Annotated in this window: 11 protein-coding genes; 8 read left to right on the plus strand and 3 right to left on the minus strand. The window is 72.4% G+C overall.

Annotated features, from left to right (window positions below; genetic code table 11):
- Window positions 1-179 precede the first annotated feature (179 nt).
- From ACIRQP_RS05410 to moeZ, 5 genes are all read left to right on the plus strand, one after another.
- The gene (locus ACIRQP_RS05410) at window positions 180-551 is read left to right on the plus strand and encodes a hypothetical protein (protein ID WP_403883785.1); all 372 of its coding nucleotides are present in this window, start codon (window positions 180-182) and stop codon (window positions 549-551) included.
- On the plus strand, window positions 544-1,608 hold the full coding sequence (locus tag ACIRQP_RS05415; RefSeq protein WP_403883789.1) for a hypothetical protein: 1,065 nt from the start codon (window positions 544-546) through the stop codon (window positions 1,606-1,608). Before ACIRQP_RS05410 ends, ACIRQP_RS05415 begins: the two co-directional genes overlap by 8 nt.
- Window positions 1,605-2,579 (plus strand): NAD-dependent epimerase/dehydratase family protein, encoded by a 975-nt coding sequence (locus tag ACIRQP_RS05420; protein WP_403883792.1) that lies wholly within the window; start codon window positions 1,605-1,607, stop codon window positions 2,577-2,579. Before ACIRQP_RS05415 ends, ACIRQP_RS05420 begins: the two co-directional genes overlap by 4 nt.
- Window positions 2,567-3,367 (plus strand): spherulation-specific family 4 protein, encoded by an 801-nt coding sequence (locus ACIRQP_RS05425; protein WP_403883795.1) that lies wholly within the window; start codon window positions 2,567-2,569, stop codon window positions 3,365-3,367. The genes ACIRQP_RS05420 and ACIRQP_RS05425 overlap by 13 nt, the downstream gene beginning before the upstream one ends.
- A gap of 72 nt (window positions 3,368-3,439) precedes the next feature.
- Window positions 3,440-4,618, plus strand: coding sequence for an adenylyltransferase/sulfurtransferase MoeZ (gene moeZ / locus ACIRQP_RS05430; RefSeq protein ID WP_403883798.1), 1,179 nt, complete (start codon window positions 3,440-3,442; stop codon window positions 4,616-4,618).
- A gap of 129 nt (window positions 4,619-4,747) precedes the next feature.
- On the opposite strand, the gene ACIRQP_RS05435 is transcribed toward moeZ, so the two are convergent.
- The 3 genes from ACIRQP_RS05435 to ACIRQP_RS05445 all read right to left on the minus strand — a co-directional run bounded on the left by ACIRQP_RS05435 (window position 4,748) and on the right by ACIRQP_RS05445 (window position 11,141).
- Window positions 4,748-6,346, minus strand: coding sequence for an alpha/beta hydrolase (locus tag ACIRQP_RS05435; RefSeq protein WP_403883801.1), 1,599 nt, complete (start codon window positions 6,344-6,346; stop codon window positions 4,748-4,750).
- 125 nt (window positions 6,347-6,471) lie between these two features.
- Window positions 6,472-8,127 carry an alpha/beta hydrolase gene (locus ACIRQP_RS05440; protein WP_403883804.1) on the minus strand — a complete coding sequence of 552 codons (1,656 nt, stop codon included), beginning with the start codon at window positions 8,125-8,127 and terminating at the stop codon, window positions 6,472-6,474.
- Between the two features lie 293 nt (window positions 8,128-8,420).
- Entirely contained in the window at window positions 8,421-11,141 is a 2,721-nt protein-coding gene (locus tag ACIRQP_RS05445; protein ID WP_403883807.1) for a lysylphosphatidylglycerol synthase domain-containing protein, read from the minus strand.
- Window positions 11,142-11,389: 248 nt separating this feature from the next.
- Here ACIRQP_RS05445 and ACIRQP_RS05450 point away from each other — a divergent pair, with 248 nt between their 5' ends.
- The 3 genes from ACIRQP_RS05450 to ACIRQP_RS05460 all read left to right on the plus strand — a co-directional run bounded on the left by ACIRQP_RS05450 (window position 11,390) and on the right by ACIRQP_RS05460 (window position 15,920).
- Window positions 11,390-11,845, plus strand: a complete 456-nt coding sequence (locus ACIRQP_RS05450) for an MGMT family protein (RefSeq protein ID WP_403883810.1) — start codon at window positions 11,390-11,392, stop codon at window positions 11,843-11,845.
- A gap of 242 nt (window positions 11,846-12,087) precedes the next feature.
- The gene (locus tag ACIRQP_RS05455) at window positions 12,088-15,600 is read left to right on the plus strand and encodes an ATP-dependent helicase (protein ID WP_403883813.1); all 3,513 of its coding nucleotides are present in this window, start codon (window positions 12,088-12,090) and stop codon (window positions 15,598-15,600) included.
- Between the two features lie 95 nt (window positions 15,601-15,695).
- On the plus strand, window positions 15,696-15,920 hold the full coding sequence (locus ACIRQP_RS05460; protein ID WP_403883816.1) for a hypothetical protein: 225 nt from the start codon (window positions 15,696-15,698) through the stop codon (window positions 15,918-15,920).
- Window positions 15,921-16,006 lie beyond the last annotated feature (86 nt).

The following is a 16,006-nucleotide window of genomic DNA, read 5'->3' on the forward strand; positions in this document are numbered from 1 at the left end:
CGGCCCCGCCCTCCGCCCCCCCCCCCCCCCCCGGCCCGCCGCGCCGCCCCCCCCCCCCCCCCCCCCCCCCCCCCCCCCCCCCCCCCCCCCCCCCCCCCCACCACCGGCTTATCCGCTTACGGTCGTCCCGCTGCGAGTCGCCGGATCAACGGCGGCTGCCCACAAGGGAGATCGGGGGTGTGCTCGTGCGGATCGGACTGCTTACGGACGGTGGCTTTCCGTATGCGAAGGGCGAGTCAGTCAGCAAGCGCTGCGGGCTGCCGGCTGCCCTGCGCTCGGAAGCCGCCGTACGGCTGCTGGAGGCCGCCTGCCGTATCCCCGGCGCACGCCGGAGTATGCACACCGCGTCCGTGCCCGATCTCCGCCCCGCCGCGTACGGAGGGTGCGGAGGCTCGGTCACGCTGTCCGGGCTGCTGGCCAAACGCTTCTTCGGGGCCATCCAGAGGCTGACCGCCGAGGTCACCCCGGGCGGGGCGGCCGGCGCGCACGTGGGCCGCGACAACCCCGTCCCTTTGGGGGCGTACGCCGGAGCGGGGGAGCGCGATGTCTGACCGGGACGCGCGAGGCGGCCGAGACGCGCGAGGCGGCCGAGACGCCCGTACGACTCCCGACCGGTCCGGCCCGTCCGGCTGGGGCAGGTGGACGGCCCTCGCGCTGCTGCCCGGCACCGTCTGCGCCCTCACCCTGCTCGGGCTCGACCACACCGGCGGACAGCGGCGCCTCGCGATAGGTCTGGCAGGGGCTCTCGCACTCGCCGGCGCGCTCTTCGCGTGTCTGCGCCGGGGACCGCTGCGCGCCGAAGGCCGTACCCACCCCGCCGCGGGACTCTGGACGTACGGGCTGCTCGCCTATCTGCTGTGCGGCGACGGGCTGCTGACCGCGCTGGTCAGCGGCGGCCCCGACGGAGCGTGGCCCACGTCCCCGGCGCTGCTCGCCGCACCGGCCTTCGCCGTCCTCCCCGCCGCCTGGTGCGTCCACCTCTTCTCCTCGTTCTCCTCGCGGGCCCGGCGCGGGCCCGCCGGGAGCCGCGGACCCGCCGACTTCGCCGCCGTCGCGCGCTCCCTATTGCTCGCGCTCGTCGGGCTCTTCGCCGCCGTCCTGACCTGTCTGTACCTGCTCGCCGCCGCCGTCTTCGGCGAGGACAACGGCGGCGCGCCCGGCGCGCACGGCGCACTTCCCTCCACGCCGGGCGGCGCACTCGTGCCCACCGTCACCGTCGGCACCCTGCTCCTGCTCGCCCGGCTGCTCACGGTCCACGGTTTCCCCGGGGCCGCCGCCACCGGACTCGCCGCCGCCTGTGCCCTGGAGGTCCTGTCCTGCGCGTCCGTACTGGCGGGCCGCCTGCCCGGCTGTGACGCCCTCGCCGTCCCCGTGCGCGCGGTGGCCGAGGCGTGGGGCGCGGCAGCCGTACCCGCCCTCGCCTGCGGAGCCGCCGCGCTCGGACTCCTCGCCCATGCCACCGTCGCCCTCCCGCGGGCGTCGGCACACACCTTGAGGCCTCAGCACCACCTTGTGAAGGAGAAGCCAGAGATGACTCCGCAATCCGCAGCACGGGCCGCAGCAGCGGCCCCCGCACCGGCCCGCCGGCACAGAGGGGCCGCGCGATGAGGGTTCTGCTGCTCGGCGCCAACGGTTTCCTCGGCCGCTTCGTGGCCGACCGGCTGCTCGCCGACCCCGCCGTCCACCTCACCGCGCTCGGCCGGGGCGACGACGCCGACGTACGGTTCGATCTCGCGGGCGGCAGCCCGGGAGCCCTCACCCGCTTCCTGGACGCCGTCCATCCCGGGGTGATCATCAACTGCGCCGGAGCCACCCGTGGCGGCGCGCGCGAGCTGACCCGGCACAACACGGTCGCCGTCGCCACGGTCTGCGAGGCCCTGCGCCGCAGCCGCTGCGGCGCGCGGCTCGTCCAGCTCGGCTGCGCCTCCGAGTACGGCCCGTCCCAGCACGGCTCGTCGACCGCCGAGGACGCCGTACCGCGCCCCGGCGGCCCGTACGGCGTGAGCAAACTCGCCGCGTCCGAGCTGGTGCTGGGGTCCGGGCTCGACGCGATCGTGCTCCGGGTGTTCTCGCCCGTGGGCCCCGGCACCCCCGCGGGCTCCCCGCTCGGCCGGCTCGCGGAGGCGATGCGCCGCGCCATGCAGTCGGGCGACGGTGAGCTGAAGCTCGGCGGCCTGGGTGTGCAGCGTGACTTCGTCGACGTACGCGACGTGGCGCGCGCCGTGCACGCCGCCTCGCTCTCCGCCGCCCAGGGCGTCGTCAACATCGGCACCGGACGCGCGGTGAGGCTGCGGGACGCCGCCGCCGTACTGGCGAGGGTCGCGGGGTACGCGGGCGCCCTGCACGAACTGGACCTGCCCCCCGGGCCGATGCGGGCCGGCCACGCCACCGTCGGCGCCCCCCGGGGCGAATCGGTGCCCGAACTCCTGGGCGCGGGCCCGCTCCCGTACCCCGACGGCTGCGGCAGCTGGCAGCAGGCCGATGTACGGACCGCACGTGACCGGCTCGGCTGGCGGCCCCGGATCAATCTGGAGGAGTCACTCGCCGATATCTGGATGGAGGCGGCGTGCCGTATCTGACCAGAACCGGCGGCCGGCTCTCCGCCACCGAGGAGGGCCGGCTCGGCATCGGCGTTCCCGGGTACGCGCACCCGCTGCTCGCGCCGGTCGAGTGGGCCGAACTGACCCGCCCCGGAACCCCGCTGCACTGGGCCGTCCTCAATGTCGCGGACGGCCCCGGCGACCGGCCCGACCCGCACTGTCTGGCGGCGGCGGGCCGGCTCACCAACGCGGGCTCCAGGGTGCTCGGCCATCTCGACCTGGCGTACGGCGCCCGCCCCGCCGGGGAGCTGGACTCCGACGCGCGGCGGTTCTTCGACTGGTACCGCGTCGACGGCTTCTTTCTCGACCGGTGCCCGGCGGGCCGTGCCGACCTGCCCGCGATGCGGCGGACGACGGCGGCGCTCGGCGCGGTGCTCGACGACGGGTTCCTCGTCCTGGGCCACGGGGTCCATCCGTACCCCGGATACGCGGAGGCCGCCGACCAGTTGGTGACCTTCCGCGGCCGGTGGGCGGATTACCGCTGGTCGCAGGCGGCGGCGTGGACGGCTGACCATCCGCCGGAGCGCTTCGCCCATCTCGTCCACGGGGTGCCGCGCGGTCATCTGGAGGAGGCGATGCGGATCGCCCGCTGGCAGGGCGCGGGCACGATCTTCTTCACCGACCGCACGGACGGCACGGACCGCACCGACCGCACGGACGTGAGTGAGGGCGGCGTCGCCCCGGTCGGCCGCACCAGGGCATTCGAGACGCTGCCCGGCTTCTGGGACGAGATCGTCTCGCGAGTCGGACCAGGTGTCTTGGAATGAGAAGGGCCGTGGCAGTGTTACAGACAGAACAACCGTACTGATTGACCGACCAACCCCCTTGTTGAGGTCCCTGTGTCGCTGCCACCCCTGGTCGAGCCCGCTGCCGAGCTCACCGTCGACGAGGTCCGCAGGTACTCCCGTCACCTGATCATCCCGGACGTCGGGATGGACGGGCAGAAGCGGCTGAAGAACGCGAAGGTGCTGTGTGTGGGTGCCGGTGGCCTCGGCTCCCCGGCTCTGATGTACCTGGCCGCGGCCGGTGTCGGCACGCTCGGCATCGTGGAGTTCGACGAGGTCGACGAGTCGAACCTGCAGCGTCAGATCATCCACAGCCAGGCCGACATCGGCCGGTCCAAGGCCGCGTCCGCACGTGACTCCGTCCTCGGAATCAACCCCTATGTGAATGTGATCCTTCACGAAGAGCGGCTTGAGGCCGAGAACGTGATGGATATCTTCTCGCAGTACGACCTGATCGTGGACGGCACGGACAACTTCGCCACCCGCTATCTGGTCAATGACGCCTGCGTGCTGCTGAACAAGCCGTACGTCTGGGGTTCGATCTACCGCTTCGACGGCCAGGCCAGCGTGTTCTGGTCCGAGCACGGTCCCTGCTACCGCTGCCTCTACCCGGAGCCGCCGCCCCCCGGCATGGTTCCCTCCTGCGCCGAGGGCGGCGTGCTGGGCGTGCTCTGCGCGTCCATCGGCTCCATCCAGGTCACCGAAGCGATCAAGGTGCTCGCGGGCGTCGGCGAGCCGCTGGTCGGCCGGCTGATGATCTACGACGCCCTGGAGATGCAGTACCGCCAGGTCAAGGTCCGCAAGGACCCCGACTGCGCGGTCTGCGGCGAGAACCCCACCGTCACCGAGCTGATCGACTACGAGGCTTTCTGCGGCGTCGTGTCCGAGGAGGCCCAGGAGGCGGCGGCCGGCTCGACGATCACTCCCAAGCAGCTCAAGGAGTGGATCGACGAGAAGGAGAACATCGAGATCATCGACGTGCGCGAGCCGAACGAGTACGAGATCGTCTCGATCCCCGGCGCCAAGCTGATCCCGAAGAACGAGTTCCTGATGGGGACCGCCCTGGAGGCCCTGCCGCAGGACAAGAAGATCGTCCTGCACTGCAAGACGGGTGTCCGCAGTGCGGAAGTCCTCGCGGTGCTGAAGTCCGCGGGCTTCTCGGACGCGGTGCACGTCGGCGGCGGAGTCATCGGCTGGGTCCACCAGATCGAGCCGGAGAAGCCGGTCTACTGAGACCGGAATCGGTCTACTGAGACCCGGCGCATCGATACGAGCGAAGCGAAGGGGCCGACGCGCACACGTCGGCCCCTTCGTCGTGCGTGGGCCCCCTCTACGGGCAGCTGGGGTCCCGCTACGGGCAGCCTACGAGCAGCTGGTCCCGGCGGCCGGGACCGTGCCGTGCAGGAAGTAGTCGTCCACCACACCGGTGATACAGCGATTGCCCGTGGTGTACGCGCCGTGGCCCTCGCCCTCGAAGGTGAGCAGGACCCCGACCCCCTCGCCCAGCTCCTCCACCATCCGCTGCGCACCCTCGTACGGCGTCGCCGGATCGCCCTTGCCGCCGACCACCAGGATCGGTGCCGCGCCCGGCGCCGCCACCTCCGGTGTCTCGTGCTCGCCGGGCACCGGCCAGTCGGCACACCAGCCGGCCAGATCCCAGGCCAGATAGGGGCCGAAGACCGGCGACACCTTCCGGAAGTCCGACAGCAGCCGGGACGTGACCTCCGCCGCGGTGACGCGTCCCTTGGCGTCCGCGCAGGAGATGGCGCGCTGCGAGTGCTGCGCCGTGCCGTAGCGGCCCTGTGCGTCGCGGTCGTTGTACGAGTCGGCCAGCCGCAGCAGCCCGCTGCCGTCACCGCCCTCGGCCGCGTCCAGCGCGTCGGTCAGATACGGCCAGCTGTCCTCGCTGTACAGCGGGCTGATGATGCCGGTGAGCGCGAGGCTCTCGGTGAGTCTGCGCCCCGTACCGGTCGGCAGGGGCTCGCGGTCGAGCCGGTCGAGCAGCCGCACCACCCGCGCGGTGCCCGCCTGCGCGCTGACGCCCCGGCTCTTGTAGTAGTTCTCCAGGGCGCGCTGGAAGCCGAGCGCCTGGTTGCGGGAGTGCCCCACATAGTCGGCCGTCGGATCGACGACCGCGTCCAGGGTGAACCGTCCGACCTTCGCCGGGAACAAGTGGGCGTAGACACCGCCCAGTTCGGTGCCGTACGAGAAGCCCAGATAGTTGAGCGTGTCGTCGCCGAGGACCTGGCGCATCAGATCCATGTCACGGGCCGCGCCGGTAGTGCCGACATGGGGCAGCAGCGGTCCGGAGCGGCGCGCGCAGTCCGCGCCGAAGGCCGCGGAGTCGTCGAGGAAGGTCTTCTGCTCGGCCGCGGTGTCGGGGGTCGTGTCGATACGGAGGGACTTCTCCGTCTGCCGGTCGTTCCGGCACACCACACCGGCGCTCTCCGCCACCCCGCGCGGGTCGAAGCCGACCAGGTCGTACCGGGTTCGGAGCGCGGTGAACGAGTCGGCGACGGCGGGGAGCGTGGCCACGCCCGAGCCGCCGGGGCCGCCGAAGTTGAAGAGGAGGGAGCCGATCCGGCTGGACCTGTCCTTGGTCTCGGAGCGGATCAGGGCGATTCCGATGGTCTCGCCGGAGGGCGCGGTGTAGTCGAGCGGCGCCCGCATCGTGGCGCACTTCCAGTCCGAGCCGGGAGCCTTCGCCGCGCTGCCGCCGGCGGCGCGCGGTGCCTCGCAGCGCTTCCAGTCGAGCCGCTGTCCGGTGAGCGAGGCGGGCAGCGCGGGCACGGCGGCGGAATCCGGTGTGGCACCGGCGGCGGCCGGGGCGGACGCCGGGGCCGAGGAGCGAGCGGCCGCCTTGGCGTCGGGCGGGGGGTCCTCCGTAGCGCTCCCGCACCCGGTGACGGTCAGCAGGAGTGACACCGTGAGCAGGGCGGATATCCGAGTACGGCGAGACATGGCGCAATTCAATCCGGTCCGGCCGGTGAGGACAACCGAGGGCGGACGGACTTCGGACGTGGAGACCGCGCGCATAGGTGGGGGGCCTCTTGGAGACCGCGGGGGCATGGCCACCGGTCCGCGCGTCAGCGGCAGACCGTACCCGCGGCCGGCACCTTTCCGTTCAGCAGATAGCCGTTCACCGCCCCCTGGACACAGGGGTTGCCGCTGTCGTACGAGCCGTGTCCCTGTCCGTGGTACGTGATCTCCGTGCCGACGCCCTTGCCCAGCGCGTTGGCCATCGCCCTGGCGCCCGCGTACGGGGTCGCCGGGTCACCGGTGTTGCCGACGATCAGAATCGGGGCCGAGCCCTTCGCGCTGACATCGGGGGTGGACCACCGCCCCGGCACCGGCCACTTGGTGCAGCTCATGATCCCCCAGCCCAGGAAGTCCCCGAAGACCGGCGACGCCCTGCGGAACTCCGGCAGCTTCGCCTCGGTCTGCGCCACCGTGTAGCGCTCCTTGGAGTCGGCGCAGTTGATGGCCACGTTGGCGGCCTGGAGATTGCTGTACCTGCCGTACTGGTCGCGGCCGTTCATCGAGTCGGAGAGCGCGAGCAGCAGGGCGCCGCTGCCGCCGTCGGCCTCGTCGAGCCCCTGTTCCAGATACGGCCAGAAGTCCTTCGAGTAGAGCGCCTGGGCGATGCCATTGGTGGCCTGTGTCTGGGTCAGTTTGCGGGTCCCGATGCCGGCGATCGGCTGCTTGCCCAGCCGATCGAGCAGCTGGGTGATGAACCCCTCGATCTCCTTCGGGGTGGTGCCGGGCAGTACACAGGCGTCGCCGCGCGCGATGCAGTCCTTCTCGAAGTTGTTCAGGGCGAGCTGGAAGCCCTTCGCCTGGCCGAGCGAGCCCTGTTCGGAGTTCTGGGTCGGGTCGACGACGGCGTCGAAGACCGCCCGGCCGACGGACTTCGGATAGAGATGGGCGTAGACACCGCCCAGTTCGGTGCCGTAGGAGATGCCGAAGTAGTAAAGCTTGCTGTCGCCGAGGACCTGGCGCATCAGCTCCATGTCGCGGGCGGCGTTGGTCGTACCGACATACGGAAGCAGGCTGCCGGAGTTCTTCTCGCAAGCGGCGGCGAAGGTGGCGAGCCCCTTGGTGAAGGTCTTCACCTCGGCCGGGGTGTCGGGGGTGGAGTCCTGGGCGAAGTACGCGTCGAGCTGTCTGTCGTTCTCGCACTTCACGCCGTCGCTGTCGCCGACCCCGCGCGGGTCGAAGCTGACCAGGTCGTAGCGGGCGCGGAGTTTCTCGTAGTCCGGGGCGAAGGACGGCAGCCCGGTGATGCCGGAGCCGCCGGGGCCGCCGAAGTTGAAGATGAGTGAGCCGATGCGCTGCTTCGTGTCGCGGGCCTTGGCCCGGATCAGCGCCAGATCGATCGTGTCGCCGTCCGGCTTGGCGTAGTCGAGCGGCGCCTTCATGAAGGAGCACTCCCACCGGGCGCCGCCGGGCAGCGGCGAGGGGGCCGTACCGCCGCCCTCCGCGACCGACGGGGTCCTGCACGCCCTCCACTCCAGCCGCTGGGTCGCCAGGTCCTTGGGTCTGTCCGCACTCCCGGTGTTCCCGCCGTGGGAGCTGCCCGGCGCGGAGGTCCCGCTGTTGCCGGAGCATCCCGTGGCGGCCAGCAGGGCGGCGGCGGTGACAGCGGCCAGGGCGGGGGCGCGGCGCACGGAGAGAGCGGACGGGGCGGACGGGACGGACAGGGCGGACGGGACGGAGACGGCGGAGACGGGGGAGCGTGACATGGACCCATCGTGCGCCCCGGCGGCATGGGCCGCTCGGGGCCGCGGTCCATGCGGGTGGCGGCGGCCCGGCGGGAACCGCACGCATGTCTCGCAGGTCCTGTCCGGCCGGACAGGACTTAGGCCGTGTCTGACAAATTCCGCCTGGCTCGCGGCGTCTGGCACGCGCGCTCGCCGCGTTGTCGGGCTCGTCCACGTAGCTCCGCTACGAGGACGACCCTCCGCCTTGCGATCGCACGCACCAGACGCCGTGAGCCCCGCCCTCCGGGCGGACGGCGCTATTTATCAGACACGCCCTAGAGAGCTCCCTTACGGGTGAGGTGACTGAAGCTCAGCCAGCCGGGCAGCACCGGCAGCCACAGCGTCAGCAGCCGGTAGAGCAGCACGGCGGGCGCGGCGACCTCCTTCGGCAGTCCGACGGCCAGCAGACCCAGCGTCAGCGCGCCCTCGACCGCGCCCACCCCGCCCGGCGTCGGCGCGGCCGAGCCCAGCGCGTTGCCCGCCAGGAAGACCACCGCGATGCTCGCGTAGCTGAGCTGCTGGTTGCCGTTGTCGAACGCACGGATCGAGGCGTCCAGGCACATCACGAACACACCCGTGAGCAGGAGCATCCCGCCGATGCCGGTGAGCAGCTTCATCGGCCGCTGGAGGACGTCGAGCATGCGGGGCACCACCCCGGCGAACAGGGAGCGCAGCCGCGTCACGAGGAACTTGCGCAGGAACGGGATCGCGGTCACGACCAGCACCAGCACGGCGACCGTCAGCAGACCCGCGATCACCGTCCTGGACGGGGTGAGCGACGTCGACTTCTCCGTGCCGGTGAGGTAGCCGAAGGACAGCAGCAGCAGGATGTGCGCCCCGAGCCCGAAGAGCTGCGAGGCGCCGACGCTGGCGACGGCGAGCCCCGGGCGTACCCCCGCGCGCTGGAGGAAGCGCGTGTTCAGCGCCACACCACCGACCGCTGCGGGCGTGACGATCTTGACGAAGGAGCCGGCGACCTGCGCGACGACCGTACGCCGGAAGGGCACCCGTTCCGGTACGAAGCCCAGCAGGCTCATCGCCGCCGCGACATAGCTGAGCGCCGAGAACGCCACGGCCGCGGCCACCCAGCCCCAGTGCGCCTGACTGATCACCGAGCCGAAGTCCACCTGCGTGATGGTGGTGAGCAGGAAGTACGCGGCGACGGCCCCGGCGATGAAACTGAGCAGCGTACGGGGCTTGATCCGCTCCAGCCGCACCGGTTCGACCGGCGCCTGCGGCCTGATCCGCAGCACCTGCTTGCGCATCTGGGAGAGCAGATCCTCCTCGCGCGCCTCGTCGAGGGCCTCGTCTATGGCCCGCTTCTCCGCCTGCTTCTCCGCGCGCAGGGATCTCCGTACGGCCTTGCGGTCACCGTCCACGGCGGCGGCCTCCGCCACCTTGGCGCGCTTGTTCGCCTCGGACGCCTGGAGCACCGCCTCGCGCTCGCGCTGCGATCGCTCGCGGGCGAGCCGGCGCAGCGTCGCGCGCGTGGAGCGGCTGAGCGCGATCGGCTGGAGGAGCGGCAGGCAGTCGGCGATGGCGTCGGGGCCGAGGACCTCGACCGCCGCGGCCACCGAGCGCTCCGCGCCCACCCGCAGCCCCATCGTGGTGAGCAGCTGGGCGGTGTCCATCCGCAGCACCAGATCGCCCGCCGCGATCTCGCCGCCGCGCAGCTCGGTGAGGATCACCTTGCCGGAGCGGTCCACCAGCAGCGCGTCGCCGGTGAGCCTGCGGTGCGCGATCCGGCGCGACTGGAGGGCCTTGACCTGGCGCCAGGCGCCTCGTACCAGTTCGTCGGTGATCTCCTCGTCCGGCAGTGAGTCCAGGGACCGGCCGCCCAGGTGCTCGTACACGAGCATGACGGCGTCGGGGCCCAGCTCCGAGGTGGCGATCAGCTTGGGGGCGTTGGCCCCGGCGGCGATGGCCGCGTACGCGAGCAGCGCTTCCTGTTCGAGCGCCTGGCGCAGCGAAGGGATGGACCGGCGGGTGGTGATGGAGCGCAGCGTCAGCTGGCGCCAGACCCGGTAGAAGAAGCCCTGGGCCTGCTGTTCGCGGTCGACGACGGTGACATCGAGCGGTGGACCGTCCTCCAGGGTGACCAGATAGCGGCGGCCCCGGTCGCCCTGCTCGGCCGAGTCGGCGGCATCCTCGGCGCGCATCGCGTTGACGGGACGGAAACCGACATGGCGCAGACCCGCCATCAAGGTCTGCCCGGTGGGGCGTACGTTGGGCGAGCCGACCGTGTAGAGCGTGCCGTACGCCACGCTCCAGCCGATCAGTACGGTCAGGATGATCGAGAACGGTGTGGTGTAGCCCGCGACCAGCATCGCGAAGGCGTCGAGCAGCAGCACCACCCACAGCACGACCCGCCAGCGGGGTCTGCGTGCCATCCCGACGGCCGTCATATACGCGATGACGGGCGCCAGATAGCCATGGACGGGGTCGGTGAGCCCGGCGCCCGCCTGGGGCCGGGTCAGCGCGTCCTGGATCGACTCCGGGGCGGCTCTGGCGACCCAGAGGTCGATGGAGAGGGTGACGCCGTGTGCCAGGACGGCGGCGAGCACCCCGTCGGCGATCCGCAGTCCGTCGCGTTTGATCAGCCGTTCGATCGCGAAGGCGACCGGGACGAGCAGCACGGCGATGCTCGACACCAGACCGGCCACCTTGACCATCAGGTCGGGGGCCTGGCCCGTGCCCTTGCTGATGTCCTGTTCCAGACCGGAGGTCGTGCCGTGGGCGAAGGCGGAGAGCCCGAGGACGAGCGCGATGGCCAGGACGCCGATGAGCAGACGCAGCAGATCGGAGGGGCGGTGGACACGGGCAGAGAGCAGCGGCTCGTCGCCGGAGACGCGGTCGGCGCGGGTGGCGCCGGTGTCGCAGGACTCACTGTCGGGACCAAAGCCGGGACCGGTGCTGGTTCTGGTGGTGGTGCCGGTGTCGTCGGCGTCCGGGCGCGACTCACCGCCAGAGGTGGGCGCCGCCGCCGGAGGCCGCACGTCCCGCTCCTCTGTCGAATCCGTCTCTTCTTGATCTCGTATCACCAGTCACCGCCCGGATGATGGTGGCACGAGCAGCCGACAGACGGGGGCATCAGGGTGCATTGCGGGGACCCGGGGCGCACGAGATGCGTCCCTTTGCGTGCGTACGTACATGCGGTGACCGCACGTATACGCTCCGATGCGCGGTCGCGGCCGGGCCGCCGGGACCGGCGGGGCTGTCGGCGGGGTGCGGCAGGATGGGCAGGATGGGGAGCGAGGAGTCCCGGAAGCCGACCGTGCGCGCGCCCGCCGACGTGCCCGCTGACGCGGCGGCCGACGCGGCGGCCGACGAGGCGGATGGAGCGGCCGACAAGGCGGCGCGGCTGCCCGATTACGCGGAGCGCGTGCTGGACGTGGCCGAGCTGATCCCGCCCGGCCGGGTCATGACCTACGGCGATGTCGCGGAGTGGCTCGGTGAGGGCGGACCGCGCCAGGTCGGCCGGGCCATGGCGCTCTACGGCGGCGCCGTGCCGTGGTGGCGCGTGGTCAGGTCGGACGGAGTGCTGCTGGCGGGACACGAGCTGAGCGCGCTGGACCACTACCGCGAGGAGGGCACCCCCCTGCGCGAGGCCGCGCGGAGCGCGGAAGGGCATGTGCCGCGTCTGGACATGAAACGGGCGCGATGGGACGGCGCGGATGCGGGCGAGGGGGCTCACATATGACAGCTTCCGCCATTCGGGCGTTCGACGGGTGGTGCGCCGCCCCCGCGGCTGCCCGTGCCGATGACGGAGCGGAGCGCGTCGCCGGGCCGGTCGTCGCGAGCGGAGCGCAGCGCATGCGTCCCGGCCGCCCGACGGCGTAGCGTCACCGGCACGCGCCACCCGCGCCCCGGCCGGCGCACGGGTCACCGTCAGCGCCCCCGGCACCGTCACCACCAGCACCTTCTCCAGGACCGGCGAACCACGTGAGCTCCTCCTCTTCCACCGGGCGTACCCCGCACCGTCGGGTACGGCAGCGGACCCCGGGCGCGTACCGACTGGTGCGTACCCCGCCGGTCCCGGTGGATCCTCCTTGGCTGGACGCAGCGCAGCGCGGCGTGGTTGACCATGAGACCGGACCGTTGCTTGTGCTGGCCGGCCCCGGCACGGGCAAGACCACGACGCTCGTGGAGTCGGTCGCCGCGCGGGTCGGCCGGGGCGCCGACCCCGAACGGATCCTGGTGCTGACCTTCAGCCGCAAGGCCGCCGTGGAACTGCGCGACCGGATGGCGGTCCGGCTCGGCGGCAGGCGCGGCCCGCAGGCGACCACCTTCCACTCCTTCTGTTACGCCCTGATCCGCGCCCATCAGGAGGCCGAACTCTTCACCGAACCTCTACGGCTGCTCTCCGGTCCCGAGCAGGACGTCGCCGTACGCGATCTCCTCGCGGGCCAGCTCGATCTGGAGCGGGCGGGGCGGGGGCGCGTCCGGTGGCCGGACGAGCTGCGGGCGTGCCTCACCACGCGCGGCTTCGCCGACGAGGTACGGGCCGTGCTCGCCCGCAGCCGGGAACTGGGCCTCGGTCCCGACGCGCTGGCCGTGTTCGCGCGGCGCACCGGCCGTCCCGACTGGTCGGCGGCCGCGGCCTTCCTCGCCGAGTATCTGGACAACCTGGATATGCAAGGGGTGCTCGACTACGCGGAGCTGGTCCACCGGGCGGTGCTGCTCGCGGGCCGCCCGGAGGTCGGGGCGCGGCTGATGGAGCGGTACGACGCGGTGTTCGTCGACGAGTACCAGGACACCGACCCGGCGCAGGTCCGGCTGTTGCGCGCGCTGGCGGGCCGGGGGCGCACGCTGGTCGCCTTCGGCGATCCGGACCAGTCGATCTACGCTTTCCGGGGCGCCGATGTGAACGGCATCCTCGACTTCCCGTACGCCTTTCCCCGGAGGGACGGCCGGCCGGCGCCGGTGGAGGTGCTCACCACCTCCCGGCGCTCCGGAGACCGCCTGCTGACGGCGACCCGGCTGCTGACCCGCCGTATGCCGCTTCCCCGGCTGCCCGCCGAGAAGGTACGGACGCACCGCGAGCCGGCGGCGGTGCGTACGGGCGGCAGGGTCGAGACGTACACGTTCCCGACGCCGTCGACGGAGCTGGACAACATCGCGGACATCCTGCGCCGCGCACATCTGGAGGACGGCGTTCCGTGGCGTGACATGGCGGTGCTGGTGCGCGCGGGCGGCCGTACGATCCCGTCGATCCGGCGCGCCCTGACCTCGGCCGGCGTCCCTCTGGAGATCGACGGAGACGATCTTCCCCTTCGCCATGAACCGGCGGTGGCCCCACTGCTGGCGGCGCTGCGAGCGGTGGCGGAGGCGGCGATCCGCCGTCCGTCGCGGGACGGGGCGGGCGAGGACGGGGCGGGCGCGTACGTACGAGGAGAGGGCACGGCGGCGGCGGAGGAGGAGGCCGTGCCCGATCCACGAGTCGACGGCAGGACCGATCCGGCCTTCGCCGTCGATCCGCGGGTCGGCGCCGGGACCGAGCCCGCCTTCGCCGTCGATCCGCGGGTCGGCGCCGGGACCGAGCCCGCCTTCGCCGTTTCCGCCGTGTCCGCCGCTCCCGTCACCTCCTGGCTCGATGTCGAGACCGCTCTCGCTCTCCTCGCCTCTCCCCTCGGCGGGATGGACGCCGCCGATCTGCGCCGGCTCGGGCGGGCGCTGCGCGATGAGGAACGGGCCGGCGGGAACCGCGTCCCCGCCGCGTCGGACGCGCTGCTCGCGCGGGCGCTCGCCGAGCCCGAGCGGCTGGTGGCGCACGACCCCGCGTACGCCCGAGGCGCACAGCGGCTCGGCGCGCTTCTGCGGAAGGCGCGTGAGCTGCTCGAAGGCGGCGGCACCGCCGAGGAAGCCCTCTGGGAGTTGTGGGACGGCACCTCCTGGCCGGGCCGGCTGGAACGCTCCGCGCTGCGCGGTGGTGCGGGCGGCCGTAACGCCGACCGCGATCTCGACGCCGTATGCGCCCTCTTCGACGCCGCCGCGCGCGCGGAGGAGCGCACCGGCGGCCGGGGCGCGCTGAACTTCCTGGAGGAGCTCGACGCCCAGGACATCGCCGCCGACACGCTCAGCCGCAGGGCCGTACGCCCCGACGCCGTACGGCTGATGACGGCGCACCGCTCGAAGGGGCTCGAATGGCGCCTTGTCGTCGTCGCCGGTGTGCAGGAGGGGCTCTGGCCCGATCTGCGGCGGCGCGGCTCTCTCCTGGAAGCGGACAGGATCGGCCGCGACGGCCTGGCCGAGCCGCTTTCCCCCGGCGCGCTTCTCACGGAGGAGCGCAGGCTGTTCTACGTGGCCGCGACCCGCGCCCGTGACCGGCTGGTCGTGACCGCCGTCAAGGCCCCGGCCGACGACGGCGACCAGCCCTCGCGCTTCCTCACCGAACTGGGCGTGGAGCCCAGGGACATCACCGGCCGCCCCCGCCGCCCGCTCGCCGTCGCTCCGCTCGTCGCCGAACTGCGCGCCACCACCGTCGACCCGGAGGCGTCCGCGGCGCTCCGCGCCGCCGCCGCCCGTCGGCTCGCCCGGCTCGCGGCGCTCAGCGACGAGGACGGCCAGGCGCTCGTCCCGGCCGCGCATCCGCACCGCTGGTGGGGCCTGTACGAGCCGACCCACAGCACGGTCCCGCTGCGCGACCGTGACCAGCCCGTCGCGCTCTCCGGGAGCGCCCTCGACCAACTGGCGAACACCTGCGCGCTCCAGTGGTTCCTGGGACGCGAGGTGAAGGCCGACGCGCCCGCCACGGCCGCCCAGGGGTTCGGCAACGTGGTCCATGTTCTGGCCGACGAGGTCGCTTCCGGCCGTACCCCCGCCGATCTCGATGTCCTGATGGAGCGGCTGGACTCCGTATGGGACGCGCTCGCCTTCGACGCCCCCTGGAAGTCCCAGCAGGAGAAGGCGCAGGCGAGGGTCGCCCTCGAACGGTTCCTGCGCTGGCACGTCATGGACCGCGGCCGTACGCCCGCCGCCACGGAGCACGGATTCGACGTCACCCTCGAAGCGGGCGCGTACGAGGTACGCATCCGGGGCTCCATGGACCGCGTCGAGAAGGACGCGGAGGGCCGCGCCTATGTCGTCGACTTCAAGACCGGGAAGCAGGCCCCGACCAAGGACGAGGTCGCCCACCACCCCCAGCTCGCCGTCTATCAGCTGGCGGTACGCGAGGGTGCGCTGGACGAGATCTTCGACGGCCGCCGCCCGGAGCCGGGCGGCGCGGAACTCGTACAGCTGCGCCAGGCCGCGCCGAAGAAGGAGGGCGGCGAGGAACTCCCCAGGATCCAGGCCCAGGAGCCACTGGCGGGGGAGTGGGTCGGTGAGCTCCTGACCACGGCGGCCGGCCGCGTACTCGACGAACGCTTCACCCCCACGACCGGCCAGCACTGCGGCCACTGCGCGTTCCGCGCGTCGTGCAGCGCGCAGCCGGAGGGGCAGCAGGTCGTGGAGTGAGACATGGGATCGATGGGTGACCCGTATGGGTGATTGTTCGAGGAATCAGCCTATGTGCCAAGCGGTACTCACCAGAGGGTGTGCACAGTTTCGGCATGGATACATTTCCCCTTGTGGAAGCCCGCAACCAGCTTGGGCAGCTTGTAGGCCGGGTGCGGCACGGCCATGTAGAGGAACTGGAAGAACTGCGCCGCCTGAGGGACGAGGCCGACATCGCGGAAGCCGAGGCCCGCAGGGCCGCCCCGACCGGGCCGCCGATTACGCATGATGAGTTCATGGCTCAATTGGATGCCGAAGACGCTCAGGCGGCGGCCTCATGACGTAAATCATGGTGTGGGAGCACCAAGCCACGGCTGAGCTCCGCAGATTTCGTGAGATCGATCAACTGGCCCACCCCAGTGTCAGT

It is taken from the genome of Streptomyces sp. NPDC102274, from assembly GCF_044766385.1.
GTDB lineage: Bacteria > Actinomycetota > Actinomycetes > Streptomycetales > Streptomycetaceae > Streptomyces.

Coding starts and splice junctions, on each gene's coding strand:
- ACIRQP_RS05420 (WP_403883792.1), top strand. CDS start 1,605: ATGAGGGTTCTGCTGCTCGGCGCCAACGGTTTCCTCGGCCGCTTCGTG.
- ACIRQP_RS05460 (WP_403883816.1), top strand. CDS start 15,696: ATGGATACATTTCCCCTTGTGGAAGCCCGCAACCAGCTTGGGCAGCTT.
- ACIRQP_RS05415 (WP_403883789.1), top strand. CDS start 544: ATGTCTGACCGGGACGCGCGAGGCGGCCGAGACGCGCGAGGCGGCCGA.
- ACIRQP_RS05440 (WP_403883804.1), bottom strand. CDS start 8,127: ATGTCACGCTCCCCCGTCTCCGCCGTCTCCGTCCCGTCCGCCCTGTCC.
- ACIRQP_RS05450 (WP_403883810.1), top strand. CDS start 11,390: ATGGGGAGCGAGGAGTCCCGGAAGCCGACCGTGCGCGCGCCCGCCGAC.
- ACIRQP_RS05435 (WP_403883801.1), bottom strand. CDS start 6,346: ATGTCTCGCCGTACTCGGATATCCGCCCTGCTCACGGTGTCACTCCTG.